The 16872-nt window shown below is 57.8% G+C and carries 17 protein-coding genes; 10 read left to right on the top strand and 7 right to left on the bottom strand.

The features are described 5' to 3' along the window. Positions 1-327: 327 nt before the first annotated feature. Positions 328-1056, bottom strand: coding sequence for an SOS response-associated peptidase (locus EN850_RS03120; protein WP_136090615.1), 729 nt, complete (start codon positions 1054-1056; stop codon positions 328-330). A 287-nt stretch (positions 1057-1343) separates the two neighbouring features. Here EN850_RS03120 and EN850_RS03110 point away from each other — a divergent pair, with 287 nt between their 5' ends. From EN850_RS03110 to EN850_RS03095, 5 genes are all read left to right on the top strand, one after another. Further along, a complete protein-coding gene (locus EN850_RS03110; protein ID WP_189590972.1) occupies positions 1344-1703 on the top strand; it encodes a hypothetical protein in 360 nt (119 codons plus the stop codon). A gap of 585 nt (positions 1704-2288) precedes the next feature. Next, positions 2289-2597: a hypothetical protein gene (locus EN850_RS03105; RefSeq protein WP_136090612.1), complete on the top strand. Its 309-nt coding sequence runs from the start codon at positions 2289-2291 to the stop codon at positions 2595-2597. After that, positions 2594-2899 carry a hypothetical protein gene (locus tag EN850_RS03100; RefSeq protein WP_136090611.1) on the top strand — a complete coding sequence of 102 codons (306 nt, stop codon included), beginning with the start codon at positions 2594-2596 and terminating at the stop codon, positions 2897-2899. The genes EN850_RS03105 and EN850_RS03100 overlap by 4 nt, the downstream gene beginning before the upstream one ends. 97 nt (positions 2900-2996) lie before the next feature. Continuing rightward, on the top strand, positions 2997-3146 hold the full coding sequence (locus EN850_RS36240) for a hypothetical protein (RefSeq protein ID WP_189590971.1): 150 nt from the start codon (positions 2997-2999) through the stop codon (positions 3144-3146). Positions 3147-3336: 190 nt separating this feature from the next. Then, the gene (locus EN850_RS03095) at positions 3337-4005 is read left to right on the top strand and encodes a hypothetical protein (protein WP_136090610.1); all 669 of its coding nucleotides are present in this window, start codon (positions 3337-3339) and stop codon (positions 4003-4005) included. Between the two features lie 3 nt (positions 4006-4008). Here the strand turns inward: EN850_RS03095 and EN850_RS03090 are convergent, their stop codons facing one another. From EN850_RS03090 to EN850_RS03080, 3 genes are all read right to left on the bottom strand, one after another. Then, entirely contained in the window at positions 4009-4740 is a 732-nt protein-coding gene (locus EN850_RS03090; RefSeq protein WP_136090609.1) for a hypothetical protein, read from the bottom strand. Then, complete coding sequence (locus EN850_RS03085) at positions 4737-5126, bottom strand: hypothetical protein (protein ID WP_136090608.1); 390 nt, start codon at positions 5124-5126, stop codon at positions 4737-4739. The genes EN850_RS03090 and EN850_RS03085 overlap by 4 nt, the downstream gene beginning before the upstream one ends. 149 nt (positions 5127-5275) lie before the next feature. Next, a complete protein-coding gene (locus EN850_RS03080) occupies positions 5276-5911 on the bottom strand; it encodes a hypothetical protein (RefSeq protein ID WP_189590969.1) in 636 nt (211 codons plus the stop codon). Positions 5912-6015: 104 nt separating this feature from the next. On the opposite strand from EN850_RS03080, the gene EN850_RS03075 reads away from it, so the two are divergent. From EN850_RS03075 to EN850_RS03055, 5 genes are all read left to right on the top strand, one after another. Next, complete coding sequence (locus tag EN850_RS03075) at positions 6016-7233, top strand: restriction endonuclease (RefSeq protein ID WP_136090607.1); 1218 nt, start codon at positions 6016-6018, stop codon at positions 7231-7233. 87 nt (positions 7234-7320) lie between these two features. Continuing rightward, positions 7321-8271, top strand: coding sequence for a hypothetical protein (locus tag EN850_RS03070; RefSeq protein WP_136090606.1), 951 nt, complete (start codon positions 7321-7323; stop codon positions 8269-8271). Positions 8272-8843: 572 nt separating this feature from the next. Continuing rightward, a complete protein-coding gene (locus EN850_RS03065; RefSeq protein ID WP_136090605.1) occupies positions 8844-9359 on the top strand; it encodes a hypothetical protein in 516 nt (171 codons plus the stop codon). A 559-nt stretch (positions 9360-9918) separates the two neighbouring features. Continuing rightward, on the top strand, positions 9919-11595 hold the full coding sequence (locus EN850_RS03060) for a RecQ family ATP-dependent DNA helicase (RefSeq protein WP_136090604.1): 1677 nt from the start codon (positions 9919-9921) through the stop codon (positions 11593-11595). 261 nt (positions 11596-11856) lie between these two features. Next, complete coding sequence (locus EN850_RS03055) at positions 11857-12354, top strand: hypothetical protein (RefSeq protein ID WP_136090603.1); 498 nt, start codon at positions 11857-11859, stop codon at positions 12352-12354. A 149-nt stretch (positions 12355-12503) separates the two neighbouring features. Here the strand turns inward: EN850_RS03055 and EN850_RS03050 are convergent, their stop codons facing one another. The 3 genes from EN850_RS03050 to EN850_RS03040 form a co-directional block, all read right to left on the bottom strand. Then, positions 12504-13250, bottom strand: coding sequence for a hypothetical protein (locus EN850_RS03050; RefSeq protein ID WP_136090602.1), 747 nt, complete (start codon positions 13248-13250; stop codon positions 12504-12506). A 196-nt stretch (positions 13251-13446) separates the two neighbouring features. Beyond that, on the bottom strand, positions 13447-14622 hold the full coding sequence (locus EN850_RS03045) for a PcfJ domain-containing protein (RefSeq protein ID WP_136090601.1): 1176 nt from the start codon (positions 14620-14622) through the stop codon (positions 13447-13449). Positions 14623-15052: 430 nt separating this feature from the next. Next, complete coding sequence (locus EN850_RS03040; RefSeq protein ID WP_136090600.1) at positions 15053-16741, bottom strand: AIPR family protein; 1689 nt, start codon at positions 16739-16741, stop codon at positions 15053-15055. Positions 16742-16872: the final 131 nt, after the last annotated feature.

Here is a 16872-nt window from a genome sequence, read left to right as displayed (position 1 = left end):
ATTCCGGATTGACGGTGAACACGCCCTGCAGCTCCGGCAGGCAGACCGCCATCTCCAGCGTCAGCGGTGCGTCGTCATGCAAATCCGCCGAGAGATTGCCCGCCGCGAATGCGGCAAAGGCCTCCTCCAGTTCCTGTCCGTTCTGGTCGAGGTCGTGCATCGTGTCGAGAAGGTCGAGCATCAGCAGCTCCCCTTCCAGATCGATCTGCAAAACTTTCTTGCCGCTGCCGCCCATGCTTTCCGGGATAGCCGGCACGGCGGTCCAGCGCAAGCTGCAACGGATGGGATGGTTGTCGGTCAGTTACGCTATACGTCGGCCCCTGAACGCTATTCGAACAGGTCCTCCGGCGGGACCTCGTCAAGGATGTCGGGTGTGTCGTGCTTCGAATTGCCGACCTTCCGGTCGATGCGCCACATTTTCATCAACTCACTCGGGAACGGCTTCATCAGGTCGGCGGGATCGGGTTCGTCGCCGAGCCAGCGGCCATAGTCCTCACGCTTCAGGATGACGGGCATGCGGTTGTGTACCTTCGCCATCATTGAGTTCGGCTCGCAGGTGACGATGCCGAAGCTGTCGACGTCCTCGCCTGTCCCCCGATCGCGCCAGGTCTGCCAGATCGCCGCGAGACAGAACGGCTGGTCGTCCGCCATGGCGATTGCATAGGGCCACTTGTTTTTCCCTGTACCGAAAATGTCCTGCCACTCGAAGTATCCGGTGACGGGCATCAGGGCGCGGCGGGATCGGTAGGCGTTTTTGAAGATGCCGTTGGTCGCAACGCCCTCGGCCCTCGCATTGATGTGCTTGAAGCCCTCGGTGCGGGCCTTGGCGAAATGAGGAATGAAACCCCACCGCATCATCTTGAAAACGGGCCCGAGGACAGGCTCGACCGCGTCCCTCACAACGTCGTTGATGATCAGCGGGTAGTCCAACCCAGGCGCTCCGTTGTACCTCGGAAATTGGTTGGCTGCCCGGTCGACATCTTCGTTGTGCTGCGCGAAGGCGAAGGCCTGCAGCATATCGTCAAGATTCGTCTTTATGTGTACCCGGCCGCACATCGATCACGCCCGTTGGTTGCGTTCGCGTCAGAACCAAATTGATGGATTGATTCCACAACGCGTCTTGACTAGCAAGGACATTGTTCCCTATTCGTTCTCATGGAAATCGAGACCCTTGGAGATGCGTGGAACCACGGCGTAAAGCTGACTGCTCGATGCATTTGGGGCAATCGGGAGGACCTGAAAACCATCCGCGAGTGCAACAACAGGTACGAACTGGCCGTATATTCGATGCTCTGGACGCGCGGCAGGGATTTCCCGCTGAGCCGTCTTTCTCAGCGGCTGCTATGCCCGAAATGCGGGTCGCGCCTTGTCGCCGTTGGGATCAGCATGCCGAGCAACTCAAGCACGGCTGCGGCAAGGATTGCCAGATGAGTTCGCAAGGGAAGAGCACTGCTCTGATCTCGACGTATCCAGCGACGAAGATCCTCGTCGAATGTGAAAAATGCGGCATGCGCGCCAAATTCGACAAGCTCGAAATGCTCGAGGCTGGTGGCGACCGCGAACTTGGTCGGCTGCTCGATGAAATTGCCCGCCGGAAGGGCTGCACCCGGGTCGACCATTTCGACATCCATGATTTGTGCGACGCCAAGTATGCGAACATCCGGCCCGGCAATGCCTACGCGAAGATGCGGGACGGGCGCTGAAGCGACGGGCCGCGCCGGACGCCATCCCGGATTTCTTCCCTACCCTGCAGGCGGTTACATTGCTTTGCATCCGAGGTGGCCCTCGGCCACGCCCTCCCAGCGCGTCGGGAAAGCATCGCATCAAGCGCCGCGTATGCAGCGCTCGCGATCGCCCTTGCCGGGAAGTATCGTCGACAGGTGTCGCCGCAGCTGGCCCTCGCGCTGGTTACACCGACCAACACGATTTTCGACTGAGGGCTTGTTGGTGTCTCCGGACGAACTCATCATCATATGAAGGGAAGTGAAGCAGCCCTTCAGGTCCTTCAGAAGCCTCCGGCCGTGATTCCCATTACGGCCACGGGCTTTCTTCTCGGTAAGATGCCGCGGAAATCATGAACGCAGGATTCATCCTGACTCCAAGTTTTCTGTCAGCGGATCTGGACCTTGGCCGTAGACGGATGCTATCGGGCAGGTGATGTTCGCGGGGCGACAAGCTCCGGCAGCGCGACACCTCGGGACCACGCTCCCACCCTCCACATCTTCCAACCTACCCACCGTAGCGGTTCCGATTGTCGGTCCGCGCGGCCCCGAATCATGGAGTTTGTTATGTCTGCCCTGCTCAACCACGTTCACGTTCCCGCCGTCGACCTTCCCAACTGTATCGGCAAGACGCGCAGCCCCGACGGGCTTAGGTCGGGTGTGTTCCGCATCACCCCTGCCCTCGCCAAGCGACATGGGATCCAGCCGATGCTGATCCTCGGGACCAAGGACGGCAGCGTCGCCCTTGGCGTAATCCGTGGCGATGCTACCGAGCTTAGCTTCACTTGGTCCGAGGACCCGGAACTTCGCCACCAGGCTGTGGTGAAGCCCGGTCGCGCCGTGCTGCTCATGCTCGAGTGCGGAGGTGCGGCATGAGCGCTGCTTCCGCGGAGCACGTCATCATGCGCCCGTCAGACACGATGTCGCTGCGTCTCGGCATCGAGCCTGGGGGCACGGTGACAATGGTCGACTTCGATCCCGCCGGCGAGGGCTACGCTGGGCAGATCACGGTGTCCTGGGACTGGTCGACATCGATCAAGCGCCGAGGTCTCTACGGCGCCTCCTCGACGCTGTTCTGCACGCGTGAGACCTGGCCGGACCGGAAAGCGCAAGTGCTCAACGACCTCGACGGTTTCGTGACCGAGACTGTCGAGGCTTCCCGCGCCCGGAAGCGATGAACCTCAAAAGGGGCCGCCTCGACAGCGGCCCCTTCCTTTTGGGCGCAGCCCGAACGCACGCAACCGCCGATCCTTCTTCGACGAAGGAGAGGCTGCCATGTTCACCCCCTATGCCTGGTACCTGCTGCTCAGCATCTGCTCGGCCGATCCAGGCGTCGGCTGCGATCATGAGGTCGTCGCCGGATTCATGGCTTGTGACCTGTGCACGTCGGCAGCCGTGCCGATCACGGCAATCATCAGCGGCTGAAGCCAATGCGCTGGTCGCAGATTGCCCGAGGAGGCGGAGAAGGCTTTCCAGAAGGCTTTCGGAAACTGGCGGCTCCGATCTCTCTTTCGTTTCTCTCAAGCTTCTCTCTGCGTTCTCGCAAGTGTGCGTTGACACCGTTTGAGTTAGCCTCTAGAGAGTTTCCTCTAGCTAACCAGAGAGGAATAGAAAAATGACCAACGTGTTTTCAACTCCAGGCAAGGTGATCAACCGCGACAAGCTGTTCAAGGCGGGCCTGATGACGCTGGAAAAGGAGGGCTGGGAAGTCAGCCGCATCAAGGGGGCAGGCAAGTCCAGCGTCCGGCGCATCACCAAGGACGGAAAGAGCAAGGTCGCCTCGATCCGGACGACGCAGAACACGTGGGTCGCCTTCCCACGGAACAAGTCGGACACGGCATGGGGCACGCTCGAAGGCGCCGACATGGTTGTCGCTGTCTCGGTCGACGAGAAGGACTCGCCTCGCTTCGCGCAGGTCCACTTCGTCGAGGGCGACGAAATGCGGGACCGCTTCGACCGCGCCTACGCTGCCCGGAAGGCCGCCGGGTACAAGATGCCAGTCGGCCGCGGCATCTGGCTATCGATGTACGATCTCGAGGCCAAGAACCCGGTGACGCTCGTCGGAGCCGGCATCGGGCTAGACAACCCTGCCGTCGGGCGCATCCCCCTCTCCAGCATCAAGGCCGGGGAGCGGGACGCCGCCGAGGAAGCCGATGACGCCGAGGAGGCCGAAGGGTCGGCGGACGCGGACGAGGTTCCGCTGACGATCGCCGAGGCGAAGCGTCGCCTGGCCGTGACGTTCGGGGTCGACCCGTCGGCGATCAAGATCATCGTCGAGGGATGAGCGTCAGAAGCGCGAGCGGATTTCCTCAATGTCCGCACGTATGCCCTGCAGCTCGAAGCGCTCCACGTAGATCAGCTGCATGACATGCGGGACCCATAGGCCCACCTGCCCGGTCATCTTCAGCCCCATGTCGAGAGGCACTCCGTCGGCCTGCAGGTAGATCGTGTCGAAGTGGACCTTCTCGCCGTCCCTCCGGATGGCGGAATTGATGGAGAAGCCCTGCTCGTTCGGATGCGCGCCGAAATCGATGAGCGTTTCGTAAAGGCGCTCAAACTGGCCGCCAATGGTCGCGGCCGCAGCCTTGATGTGCTTCCGGATCCTGTTGTGGGTGAACTCGTCCCTGACCGCCTGCTTCGCGGCGGCACTGTCGTTCCGGTTCATCCAGCGCTGCCACCGCACCTTGTCGGCCCCGATGTAGAAGCCGTAAGCCCCGTGCTCGAGGCAGAGCCGAAGCATGGCCTGCGCCTCGTAGAGCTGTCCGGCAAGGACTGCGCCCGCAGCCGCCCGGTATGCAGCATGCGCGCGCAGCATGAAAGTCATGGGCACGAAAGGACGGGGGTTAGTCGCGCCGTGCAGGAACCTCACGAACAGCCCGTCGATCCTGATCAAGTCCGCGACGGCGGGGCGCTTGTTGTTGAAAGTGGCGAACTGGTTGCCGCGGAAATTGTCGAAGTAGCCCGTCAGGGAGTCCTGCCCCCAACCGTTCGGAGGCCGGGCGAGCAGCGACGACGTCATTTCTGGAGTCCTTCGAGCGTCTCAGCGACGAATTCCCATCCCTCCGGCGTGACATGGAATTCGCCGGCGGCCTCGTCGACGGCCAGATAGCCCTTCTTGACCAATGCTCCCGCCACCCAGATGTCCGGACGATGCCAGGTGCCGTCCATCTCGATGCCGCGCAGTGGGATCCTTCCGCCCGAAAATATGAGGTAGGACAGGAAGAGTGCACGGGTCCGGGTAGTGTCGTTCTTGGAGTCGTTGTTGTCCTGACCCCAATCGCCGTACACCGCGAGGCTGTCGTAAGGTGCCGTGCTGAAAGGCTTCGCCGAAGACGGCTTCTTGTCGATCGCCAACGCCAGCGCGTCGATGATCCGCTTCGCCGTGTCCTTTTCGATGTTGAGCATGCCTGTCCCCCATTGTCGCTGTCGCCGCGGTCGCCGATCCTGATCTTTCAACGGATGAGAATGGGGAGATACAGCATGGAAATCCACTGGAAGTGAAGGCACCTCGGCCGCCGGGTCTGTGGATCGGGCGAAGCTGAAGGGCTGACGGGTCACCGTAGGTGCTTGGCGGCCGAGAGTGGCTTGAAGCCTTTTCGCCCCATCCCCTCGCCCTCTTCGAGCGGCCCGCTGTAGAAGGCATAGGTTCCGGCGACGCCATGAGGCCCCTTCCAAGGCTTCGACAGCAGAGTTCTCAGACGGTTCCCGTAGGCATCCATGACCCGCAGATAGCCGCCCCAAAGGGTTGCGTGCATATGGCCTTCCTGGAAGGTCTCCTCGGCCGTCAAGGCGCATGGATATCGAGACCAGGAGTCGATGCCTGCCTCGAACTGCTTGAGCACCCAGACATACTGGCGCTTGTACGGAATCTCCACCACCTGCGCCTGGAGCTTCGTCAAGGAGTGAGACCTGATGTGCCTCGCCAGCCTGCCGTTCGATATCCAGTTCGGGTTCTCGTAAACCAAGAAGGCCTTGATGGCGTTCTCCAGCGCGAAGCCGCCCAGCAGGAACATGGTCCTGTTGTCGCCATCCCACCATGTGCTGGCTCCTTTGACGTGGTCCTGGAAAGTGATCCTTGAACGACCCCTGGACTTGCCGAGATACAGGGCCTGCGCGTGCAGGTTTTCAGCGGTCATGTACCAGCTATGCGGGTGCGCCATCTCAGCGAACCTGCGGTTGGCATCCTGCATAGAGCCCTCCCCATCACCCTCGATCTTATGTGCATGTGTCGGAATGATCTCTTGTGGCTGTGAAGCACCTGACTAAACTCACCTCACAGGCACGGGGCGAGGCAATGAATACGGATTACACGAGCGACTTTATCGGTGCGTGGGACCAAATTTCCAACGGGCCGCTCACGCATTGTCCATCTGCCATCGCGTCCTTGAGAATCGCAAAGCACGATAAATGGGTGCTGACCACACTGGTAAAGAAAGACGACCTATCTGAACGGTTCGATTTGGACACCCCGGGGGCACTCCGCCACTATCCTTGTTCTGGGATATCAAAAGGCTGGTCCGTTGAAGTCAACCTGAAACCTCTGGTCCCGCTTGGGGAAGACGAAACGGTATCGCCGTTCCTCGCGTTCAAAAATCTATCCGCACGCATCGCCAGCATTAGTGCAGCCCCCATGCGCGAGATCGAGGCCGAGAGCGCGATCCATGGGGACAAGATTGACATCTGGAACGACCAGTGGCGGAAGTCTGGCGGCAGCGACATGATATCGTACCATGGCGGCCTCATCGACATTGCCTTGGCTGAAGGACTAAATACCGTCGGATTGGAGCTCTATGATCGCCTTGCTGGCGAGACGGTTGCGTATCAAGCTTTGACGGCACTCTCATTGCTGCTGCCGGACATCATGCTCGATCACACGCGACGTGCCTTGGTGATGACTGAAATCCGAAAGTTCTGTGACCACTCCAAGACGTTCCATGAGAACTACCGCATCTACCTGTCTTTCAGGAAGCAGGTCGAGGCGACCTACCAGAATGCCTTCCGGCTCGACCCGGACGGAAAGCCAGACCTGTCCAAGGTCGTTCGCGAGCTCACGCGTTTCCTGAAGCGCGAAGCGGTGTCGATAATGCAGTCCTACGACGAGGAGGAGGCGGCCGCAGGGATAGCCAGCATCTGCGCGCTTTCCCTCGGGAGGCGACCTGAGCCTATCCATACCCGTGGCATCTCATATGAAAAGGAAGTCGCCGAACGCCTGTCAAAGCTTGGCTACGATGTCGAGACCACCCCGATCACGGGTGACTTCGGAGCCGATCTCATCGCCGAAAAAGACGAACTGCGGTACGCCCTCCAATGCAAGAGCTATGTGAAGCCGGTGGGCGTGAAAGCGGTCCAGGAAGCTGCTGGATCACGTCGGTACTACAAGTGCGATTTCGCGGTAGTCGTATCGATGTCGGGCTTCACGGCCGCCGCTCAGGAGCTTTCGATTGAGCTTGGCGTTCTGCTGGCCAGCGACTCGTCGCTCGATCGCCTTGAAACGATAACGATGCTTGTGTGAGGCAGCCGTCGCCGGGAAGATTCGGATCGATTTATTCAAGCCGTCACTTTTTGAGCGACACCAAGGAGACATTTCTGTGGGGTTCGCATGTCTGATATGAAACCGCAGCAGTTGCCGAGGCGGCTTCGAATTGATTTCCGCAGCACACAACCGACATACGAGCTTTATACATCAAAAGGCTGCAATAGGCGGGATCTGGTGTCTGCGGGCCTCCCGGAGCAAACGGTCTCGAGGCTCTTGTGGAATTCATATGCCAACAAGGAATCGCGCTACACGCTTATCCGGCCCGAGGAGTGGTTTTGGACAGATCGGAATTGGTGGAAAGACAGATCTCCACATCTTGACGCTATGTACGAACTCGCGGGTGGGTCGTTTTCTGATCTGCTTCCCCACGAACAGGCTGAGCTTCTGAACGCGGGTTATCTTGAGATGACCGGGAGGAAGATCAAAGGAAATCAATGGTTAGGCTCCCAAGGCCAACAGCTCGATATTGTCCGATACATGCGAGAGCGGCTGATTGAAGACGGGTACGACATGGCTCCCGCCTATTCCGAAGGTTTGAACCTTTTGGTGAAAACTCACTGCAAGGCCACCTACGGCAAGGACATCACTTTTATTCGTCATGAAGGGACAGATTCTGACGAACGACGGCGACTTGCGAAGCTGTCTGTTGGTGACCTTTTCGACGATGCAGGCAGAATCTGGGATGCGAATCCAACTTACTATTTCGCCATTTTGAACGGCTTCAGGAAGATCAAAGATTTCGACAAGGGTGCAATGTTGGAAACGATCAGGGTGGTTGGCAAAGAGGCCTATTCGGCCATCTATCATCATTTTTGGACGTACCAATCCGATGAAAACCTGATGTGTCGGCCGGGGCTACCTCCGCTTGTAGGCAGCAAGAATGGTGAGTTGAAGTTTTTCTTTGTCACCCAGAATGCGAGTTTCGGATCAGCAGTTTCCAGCTTTGTCCGCGATTATGCCCTTCCTTTGGGACTGTCGATGTCCCTCATTCAATTGTCGTCAAAAAATGAATGACCTCTCACCCAATATCTTCAAGACTACAGTGTCGATGGCGGGAGCGCTATTTAGCACGCTGCTGCAAGCAACCCGCGTATTAGTGGGAGAGGCCCTGCCACCTGACACGAATGGCGTTTACGCTTTCTCTGTCGACGACGAGATCATTTATATTGGCGAGGCTTCTGGATCATCCGGATTGCGGGACCGGATTTGCAGGAAGCACGTTTCCGGCGATGAAGGCCACGCTTTGCAGAAGGAATTCCAGGGTCGGTTTCCAAATCGGCTAGAACGTAGAGCCTTCATCAAAGAGACGATATCTGTCCAATGGGTCGAGATACCTGACAGCCTTATAGTGACGCTTGTCGAAAAGTTGGCGATCGCATGCCTGAAGCCACGGCTAAACGATTCAGTGAAGCGTCGATCCGTTAGGTGAACTCACCCCGACCTAAGGCAGGCGTGGTCAGTCCTAAGACATTCATGTGGCGACCAAGGATTCAGGCACTGGCGGCACCCCTATTCCCGTGTAGTTGACGAGCGAAGGCGCGATATCCGTAGCGACAGTCGCGACGCGTCTTTCGCAAGATATGGGCATGGAACTTGAGAAGGCTGAGGCCCATGTACGCGGTGCGATCAGGTCTTTTGGGCGGCGTCTGACCGCAGCTCTCGACAAGATCCCTGGACGGTTTGGGCATGATCGGCACGGATACGACGTCTTCGACGAGGTGCTGTCGCTCGCTCTATTTGATGTCGTCGTCGGACCCTCGAGCGAAAAGCGTCACAAACTGACTGACGAGGGACTCGTGGCCGTGACGGTCGCCCTCAGGCTGACGGAAGATGGTCAGGCCGCCGACGAGCTGCAATCCGGAGATCCAAACTTCGACGATCCTGACGAGGTGTTGATGGTCAGCACGTCGCGCCTGGCCGCCGCGCTGCTGTCCGGGTGCAGCAATCTCTCGGAACAAGCCTCGATAGTGCCGTCAACTCGATGGCAGTGCAGGTCGGTGCGGGCTGACGGGCACAGCAGGGTCGGTCGGAACATCATCGACGGGAGGGCTATAACGATGGTCCCTACGCCTGTGTCGTCGAGTTGTATCGAGATACCTTGAAGGGAGGATAGTGCATGAAGACGCCAGAGGGTGAAGCGTTAACGGGGAGGCTCAGCGTCGCCGATGGCGATCCCAGGCTCGGCCTGTCTGCAGCGCTCGACAGTGTCACCAAGGCGGCGCGTCCGGCAAGCCGAGATGGCCGACGGCCCCCGCGTTCTTGGGATATTGCTGCGTAAATTCCGCCAAACACTGCAACAAGGGGAGAACGGAGCGAGAGCGGGGCAACTTCAAGCGCGGTTAACTCGAGCGTTGGTGCTACCGTCTCCTTGGCCCGCTGCCTGAATGCATTTTTGATTTCTTCGGCTATTGCCAATGGTGAAACGCCAAGGACGGCATAGAGCCCCTTGGGATCGCTGTTGCGCATAGTGTTGCCCGCCCGAACCCTCATGACGGGCCTTGTCCAGCCCCGTCACGAGTCTTCGAATATTGTCGAAAGCCGTGGATTGCAACGGAAATGACGTTTATTAGTGAACATTGGGTTCGATTAAGCCGTTAGGTCAGCCTTTCATAAACCTCTTCTGCTACTCCCGTTGTTTTCGGGGACTTGGACGTAGCAGAAATGGATCAACCGATTGCCACCGATCCGTGGCGTGAGATACGACTTCAAGTTCTCAAGCGCGACAGCTACCGCTGCGTCTCGTGCTCGACCCCGGTGAAATCGTCGGAAGCCGACATCCATCATCTGCTGCCCAGATCGATGGGCGGGACGGACGAGCTCTCGAATCTGGTCACCCTTTGCGACGGCTGCCATGCCGCCCATCATCCGAATCTGGCCGGCGGCCTTGCAAGGCGGGTTGTCGAGAGATGGGCAGTCCGGCTGGCCCGCTGGCTGGATACCGATGGCCAGGTTTCCGAAGGCGCAGGCAATCTCGGCCCGGCTCTCCGCCTGTTCGGATTGGATCGCTTCCGGCAAGGCCAGTTGCCGATCGTGCTGGCGGCGCTATCCGGAAAATCGATCCTGGTAGTCAGCCCAACTGGATCAGGCAAGACCCTCTGCTTCCAACTGCCTGCCGTGCTCCGCCGCGGCCTGACCGTGGTCGTCAGCCCTCTCAAGACTCTGATGTCGGAGCAGGTGTCAGATCTACTCGCCAAGAAAATTCCGGCCACCTTCGTAAACAGTGATTTGAGCGCCGAAGAGAAGCAAACCCGGTTCTCCCTTTTGGGACGGGGCGCGATCAAATTGCTGTATCTGGCTCCCGAGCGGTTTTTCGTCCGGAGCGAGGACGAGCGGGCACGGCTGAAGCAGACGAAGCCATCATTTATTGTCGTCGACGAAGCCCATTGCGTCGATCAGTGGGGCCGGGACTTCCGACGCGAATACGGCCGCCTCAAGGAAGTCCGCGAAAAGCTGGGCGCACCGCCCGTCTTGGCATTCACCGCCACCGCGGGGCGGGAGATGCAGCAGCGCATCCTGGCATCGCTGGGCATCGAGGACGCCGAGGTTTTCGTTCGGGACGTCGACAGACCGAATATCGCGTTGCTCCGGTGGCGATGCTCGGTCGAAAAACGTGCGGAGGAAATCGCCTCTCTTCTGCGATTGCCGCAGCTCCAAGGACAGAAGGCCATGGTATTCGTGCCGTCGACGAAGGTCGGCGAGGAACTGCAGGCTGCACTACGCAATCTCGGATTGGAGGTGCCCTTCTACCATTCAAGGCTGGGCAACGCGTGGGAACGCCAGGAACTCGTCAAGCGGTTCCTTGGACAAAGCAAGCCGTCCGTTGACCAGATCATCTGCACGAACGCCTTTGGAATGGGTCTCGATGTCCCGAACGTGCGCCTCGTGATCCACTGGCAGCAATCGGCCTCGGTTGAAGACCAGCTACAGGAATTCGGGCGTGCCGGGAGGGATGGGAAGCCCTCCGTGGCGGTGATGTTCCAAAATGGCTCGAGTATCGGCCGCGACATTTCGAGACTGCGTTTCATGGCCGAGAAGACAGTTGAGTCAGCGCAGGTTTCCACGTTTGACCGGCAGCAGATGCTGGAGCAGCGTTTTCACCAGATCGACCAGGTCAGCGAACTGATGAGAACCCGGTCCTGCATGAGGGCGGCAATCTCCGAATATTTTCAGGGACCGAAATCCACCCGACGTCCGAGCCTCTCGGTCAGGATTCTGGATTGGGCGTTCGGCACCAAGTCGAAGACCAGGCATTTCCGGGCCTGCTGTGATCACTGCGATAAAGCGCAGATCAGACGGAGAGGGCAGATGGGATACGTGTCCAGGATTCTCGATCGCTGAATGTCGAGTTGACACGGCGGATGTCCCCTGAATGTCTAGCATTGGCCCGCTTGGGTCGGTTCGAGCTATTGCCGCCGGATTGACGACTGATCATTGGCGCGACCTGCTCATTCTTATGAACGAGACGAACGACAGCTTTCGACCCCATCCGGTCATAGAGAGCAGACGCAATGGACAGCTCGATTGAGTCCGAAGCGCTCATACTTGACCGCATCTTGCTGATCGGCTTCCGATACAGTACGGACTTCCAAGGGGTGTGAAATGGAAGATGATATCTCGGATCGGGCCTTCTATGACGATGGAGAGTGGGTTTCCTGGTCCGACGTGGAAGAACAGCTTCGATACCAGGAATGGCGAGCAAAGTATCCGAATGCGATAAGATCTTTGATTCCGTATTTTCAGGATCTCTTGTCGCTTGCAGAAAGCTACCACGTTGAGACAGGTCGTCATCTCAATGTGTACGGAGACATTGGGGAGCTCTTCGGCGCCATCACCTACGGAATAAAGCTGAACAAGAACTATGCGCAAGGTGCTGATGGTAGGCTCGGCAACGATCATGTTGAGATCAAGACCATCACCCCGTTCAAGTCCAAGGACCAGGTTGCTGTGAAGGTGTCAGGTAACTTCAGCAAGCTGCTCGTCGTGAAGATCAACGCGGATTTTGAAGTCTCATCCCGGATGGTCGATCGCTCGAAGCTTCCCAGAACGGCGAAGCCTTTCCTCAGGATAAAGTGGGAGGATCTGCACGTGGCCAAATGACGGGCTTCGTCCGCTCAATCCGTCCCCGGCATGAAACGGCTGAATGGCCTTTTTGGTATTGCGGATTGGCAAGCGCGTTGATGCCGCAGATCAGAGGGGAGGGAGTAAAAGATGCTGGCCGAACGGCAGTGGTGGTTGCACCTCGCTGGCTAGTTGAGATCAGATTTCTTTGGCTTTATACGAGCCGTATTCAAGTCAATCATTTTGTCCAAAATCATCTGAACAAAAGCGCCTCCCTGTGCGGGGTCCAGATGAAGATCAACACTTCCCCATATCAGACCTAAACATAGACTGGTGGCTCTGTTCACCTCTGTTTCCAGATCTAAGAAACCAATAGGGCTTCCTGCATCAGAAGCATAAAGCACCCCGTTTCTGGCATCAGCTACCCTCTTTACCTCCGCCTCGATATCATCCAGCAGAGGGACTTGGCCCAAAAGGTTGCGGTCGCCCGCTTCTGATGTGCCGTCAAAATCTACGTGAAAGACGCTAAGGTGGAGCCTGTTGTATGCATACCCGTCACCCTTCGGGAGACGATAGGCTAGGGATTGCCCGTCTGGATGCACCGCTATAGCCAATCGGCCCTGATTGGCCGCTAAACTCGCGCGTGCTGCAAAGATCGACACCAACGCTTTGCTGAGGTGATCGTGAATATTCACGATCTTCGCGCGTTCCCTATGGCCACAGGTTTTAGCAGCCGAAATGAAGGCCGCAACAGCCTCTTCGACAGCATGTAACGCGCAAAATGACGCGATAGGTGGAGACGCTTCTCGGAACTCTTTAGCCCAAAGAGCAAAACGGACGGAATTATCAGCGCGGTACTGCGAGCGATCATCTAGGACAGGAATTTTTCCGATGATCCAACGGCTGATTTCATTATCCCAAAGTGCGTCAGCCATTAATCTCTCCAGCTCGATTCCGCGACACTAGCGCAACCGCGAATTACTACAAAATCGCCTATCGGACGCCCGACATTACCATGAAATTCATGGCGAACCTCGCGGACCCTGGCGCACCCCCCCGCCGGCCAAGCGGTCGCCGAGCATGGACGTTTGAGATCAAAGGATGCAGGAACCTAAGGACATTCCTTAAGGTTCACCTCAGCTGCGGCAGGCGCGGTTCCTCATCCTCGTCGTAGCCATGGAGGAATACTATGCTGTCGAGACCTTCGGCTCCGTAGAACGTCGCCAGCCCGCTCATCTTCTGGACCTCTGCCGACGTCTTGATCCTGCCAGCCAGGTGCACTGGAATCGGCCCGGCGATCTCGTCAATGGCCCAGACGATGACCCAGCCGCCGACCTGAAGGCTCTCGGGCAGCGCGATCGGCTTCTCCCGCGACGTGGCCAGATACAGGTTTCCATAAACGGTCAGGCGCTCCGGGATTGTCGGCACACCATGGCCGAAGACCGCGTCATGAAGCACCGTCAGGTCGGTCGGGAAGGAAACGGCCGCACCCCAGTAACGCGCCCCGCCAAGCCTGTTGAACGTCGTTCCGACTGGAACTTTGTCGATGTCGTGCTCGATCCCGTCAACGTCGGCTACCGTAGGCCAGTAGGTCTGTCTGCCATGCCATTTGGCAGCCGTCGCATAAGGCTTCAGGATCGCCATGTGGCGCGGGTCCGGCGGTCCGTTTTGCTTGCCCCTGATCTGATCGATCTCCCAGCGTTCGCCGTGCCGTCCGTCGATCTCGATGGTGACGACAGGCCGCCCCCTTGGATCGCGTAGGGAAAAAATGCGGATGCCGCCCTCAGCGAGTCCACCGTCGTAGGCCCCGTCCCCGACGCAGTGATGCATCCGGAAGGATTCCAGATCGAGCGCTTCCGGCGTCAGCAGGCGAACTAGACGGTAGCCGCCATTGAGCTCGGCGACAGGCTGCTCATCATCGGGACCTAGCCGCATCGAGTGCTGCCCGTGTTTCTTCGCCATGGCCTTGTCGGCCTCGCGCATGAGGTCATCGTATGTCGAGCACTTCAGCAGCTTGCGCGGCCGGCCCGAGGCATCGACGTTCGAGAGCCAGCGCGCGTTCTCTTGGACCGAGGCGACGATCCAGTCGAGGATGTGCCGCAGGTGGTCGCGACGAGGAAATGGATCGCCCCAGCCGTCATCCAGAGTCTTCGGATATTCGAGCCGAACATTGTTCGCGGCGATCCTGCCTATACCGCATCGGAGCAGCAGGTCGTAACGGACGTCGAGGAGGTTCTCCACGGCGACGTCGATCAGCCAGCGCTCCAGTGCATGTTTGTCCTGTGGCAGCAGGCCTTTTAGATTCATGTCATCCCTCTTCAGTTCCCTGAAGGAGGATTTGTCTCCGCAAGGTGAGAAGCAGATCTAACGAAACCTCCCCAATCGGGAGGAGGTTCAGGGGGCGGTTTGCATCCCACAAAAACGGCCGGGAGTTGCTCCCGGCCGCCTTCACATCATTTCAGTCGTTGATCAGTCCAGGCCGAAGTACCTCCGGATCGAGCGGAGGGTCATCCCGGTAACCGCGTAACAGCCCACAATCGGTCGGTTGCCGTCCCACTTCCATGGTTCGTCCCACCCGACCATGAACCCGCGCTCGTTCTTCGTGACGGTGCGGGTCCGATGGTCGTCCGAGATTGGAAGCGCGGGATGTTGTCAATGCCCGCGTCGCTGAGCAGCGACGCTTCGAGAACATCTAAGCTAATGTTGATGACTGGTCCGAGTTGACCGCTTATGGGTCTCAGAGCTTGATGGATTTGGCTACTGCCACAAGATCGGGGAGCGATTTGGCGCTGATTTTCACGACTCGAATCTTGATCTTGCCATCCATTTTCTGAAGGAATTTTGTTGACCGTAGCGCGCTCTTGAATGAGCCATACTCGTCTCGATCATAGGTATCGAGCGCCGCGTCATAGTAGATGTCGACCGCCTTCTTCACGTACTTTCGGACTGCGTTCTGAAATTCTGCTGACTGCATTTTTGCCAAGGTGATTTGCGGGGACTTCCAAGTGGTGAGCTTCTCCAAAATTTTGTACGTGCAATAGATGATCCAATAGGCGCTGGTCACGCTTAGAAGGCCGGAATTTTCATCCTCGCCAAGCTCTTTCAGCACCGACTGACGTTCTGCGTCAGCAAAATTTCCAACCAGCCAGCTCAGATACACCTCAGTTGCTGGGACGCCCTTGTAGAAGAGCTTCTGATAAGGCTGGTCGAACAGCTCTCCCTTGTTGGCGATAGCCTGAATTAAGAATTCGTTTTGGGTCGAGGCGAGAAACTGAGTAACCTTGTCCAGCTCGATGGTTTTCAAATCCTTCTTCCGTCGCGAGCCTTCTTGCTTCGGCGCGTAGTCAATATGGACGGCTTTGAAATCGGATCTCAAAGTTTGCTGAAGGTCGTCAGCAGCCCGGACGGACCATATGCGTACTGCGTTCTGGGAATTGTTATAACGAACAATGTCAGTCCGAATTGAAGCCTTGGCCGCAATTACGCGGGCCAACACCTTTGCCTCTTTTGGTGCCTTGGCTTGAACTAGGCTGGACGTGGTCTGACATCCATTGACGATGCTGAAGCGGGTGAGCTTAAGTGCAGTGGAGCCATCGTTGCCAGGGACCGGAACGGCCGTATCGGCGACGATGGTGACGCCGTTATTAAGCGCCCAAAAGGAGCCGGGCGATTCCTTTGCCGTCTTGATAATCTGCTCGTTTATTCCGCCCTTGCGAGCTCCCAAAAACAGGCGAATATTTCCTGCAAAGAGATCGTCTTGGTGTTCTTTGTGCAGCCGCTGGAGTTCCACCGCACTAACAGAACCAAACCAGGCTCGGCCATATGCACCGTGATCCTCGATATGCCCACCACTGAAGTTCAGGACACCTTCGGGGATTCCGCGCTCGGTAGAAACAAGGGTCTTGTATCTAGCGATAATATCCTCTTGGGGAACAAAGAAGAAATTCATATCGCTGTTTTTTGGGTCGTCTTGGTGCGCGGCAACGGAATCATCCACTTCCGGCGACCGCAAGCCCATTGAAATCAGTCCGGCGGCCACGGGGTAATCCGGATGCGCTTCTCGCAAATTAGTCAGCGTCTCGGCCAGATCGGGACGAGTCTTCGCTAGCTTTCCCGGATCGTTCACAAATGGCAGTGACGAAGTGATGGCATCCCATTTATTCTTCGGAGTTTTCTTGTCATGCTTTTCTGGGAAGTAGGCTTGGATAACGACTATTTCTTGATTGTTTTCGTCAGCGAATGCGATGTCGATCCCTTGGTCATTCCCGCCATCACTGGCTGCCGCCTCTAATGCTTCGTCTTCGTCTTGATAAAAGAAGTTAATGGCGAACCAGGCTGCAAATGCGCGACTCCTGGTAATCCCTCCCCGCTCCGCAAGCGCATCGATAGAAGCTAAGATATCGACTAGGTCTTTATTGACGTTCATTGGATTTTCCCTCGCTACTGACCGGGTAGCGCAACTTCCTGCAGCCAGTCAATCGACCATGCCAACATGTCCATGCGCGGATTTGGCGAGGGATCGTCGTAGGCTTGGGAACTTAATACCCGCGCTTGTGC

Origin of the sequence: Mesorhizobium sp. M8A.F.Ca.ET.207.01.1.1 (assembly GCF_004794715.1) — a bacterium.
GTDB lineage: Bacteria > Pseudomonadota > Alphaproteobacteria > Rhizobiales > Rhizobiaceae > Mesorhizobium.
This window is presented reverse-complemented; position numbering and strand designations above follow the sequence as displayed.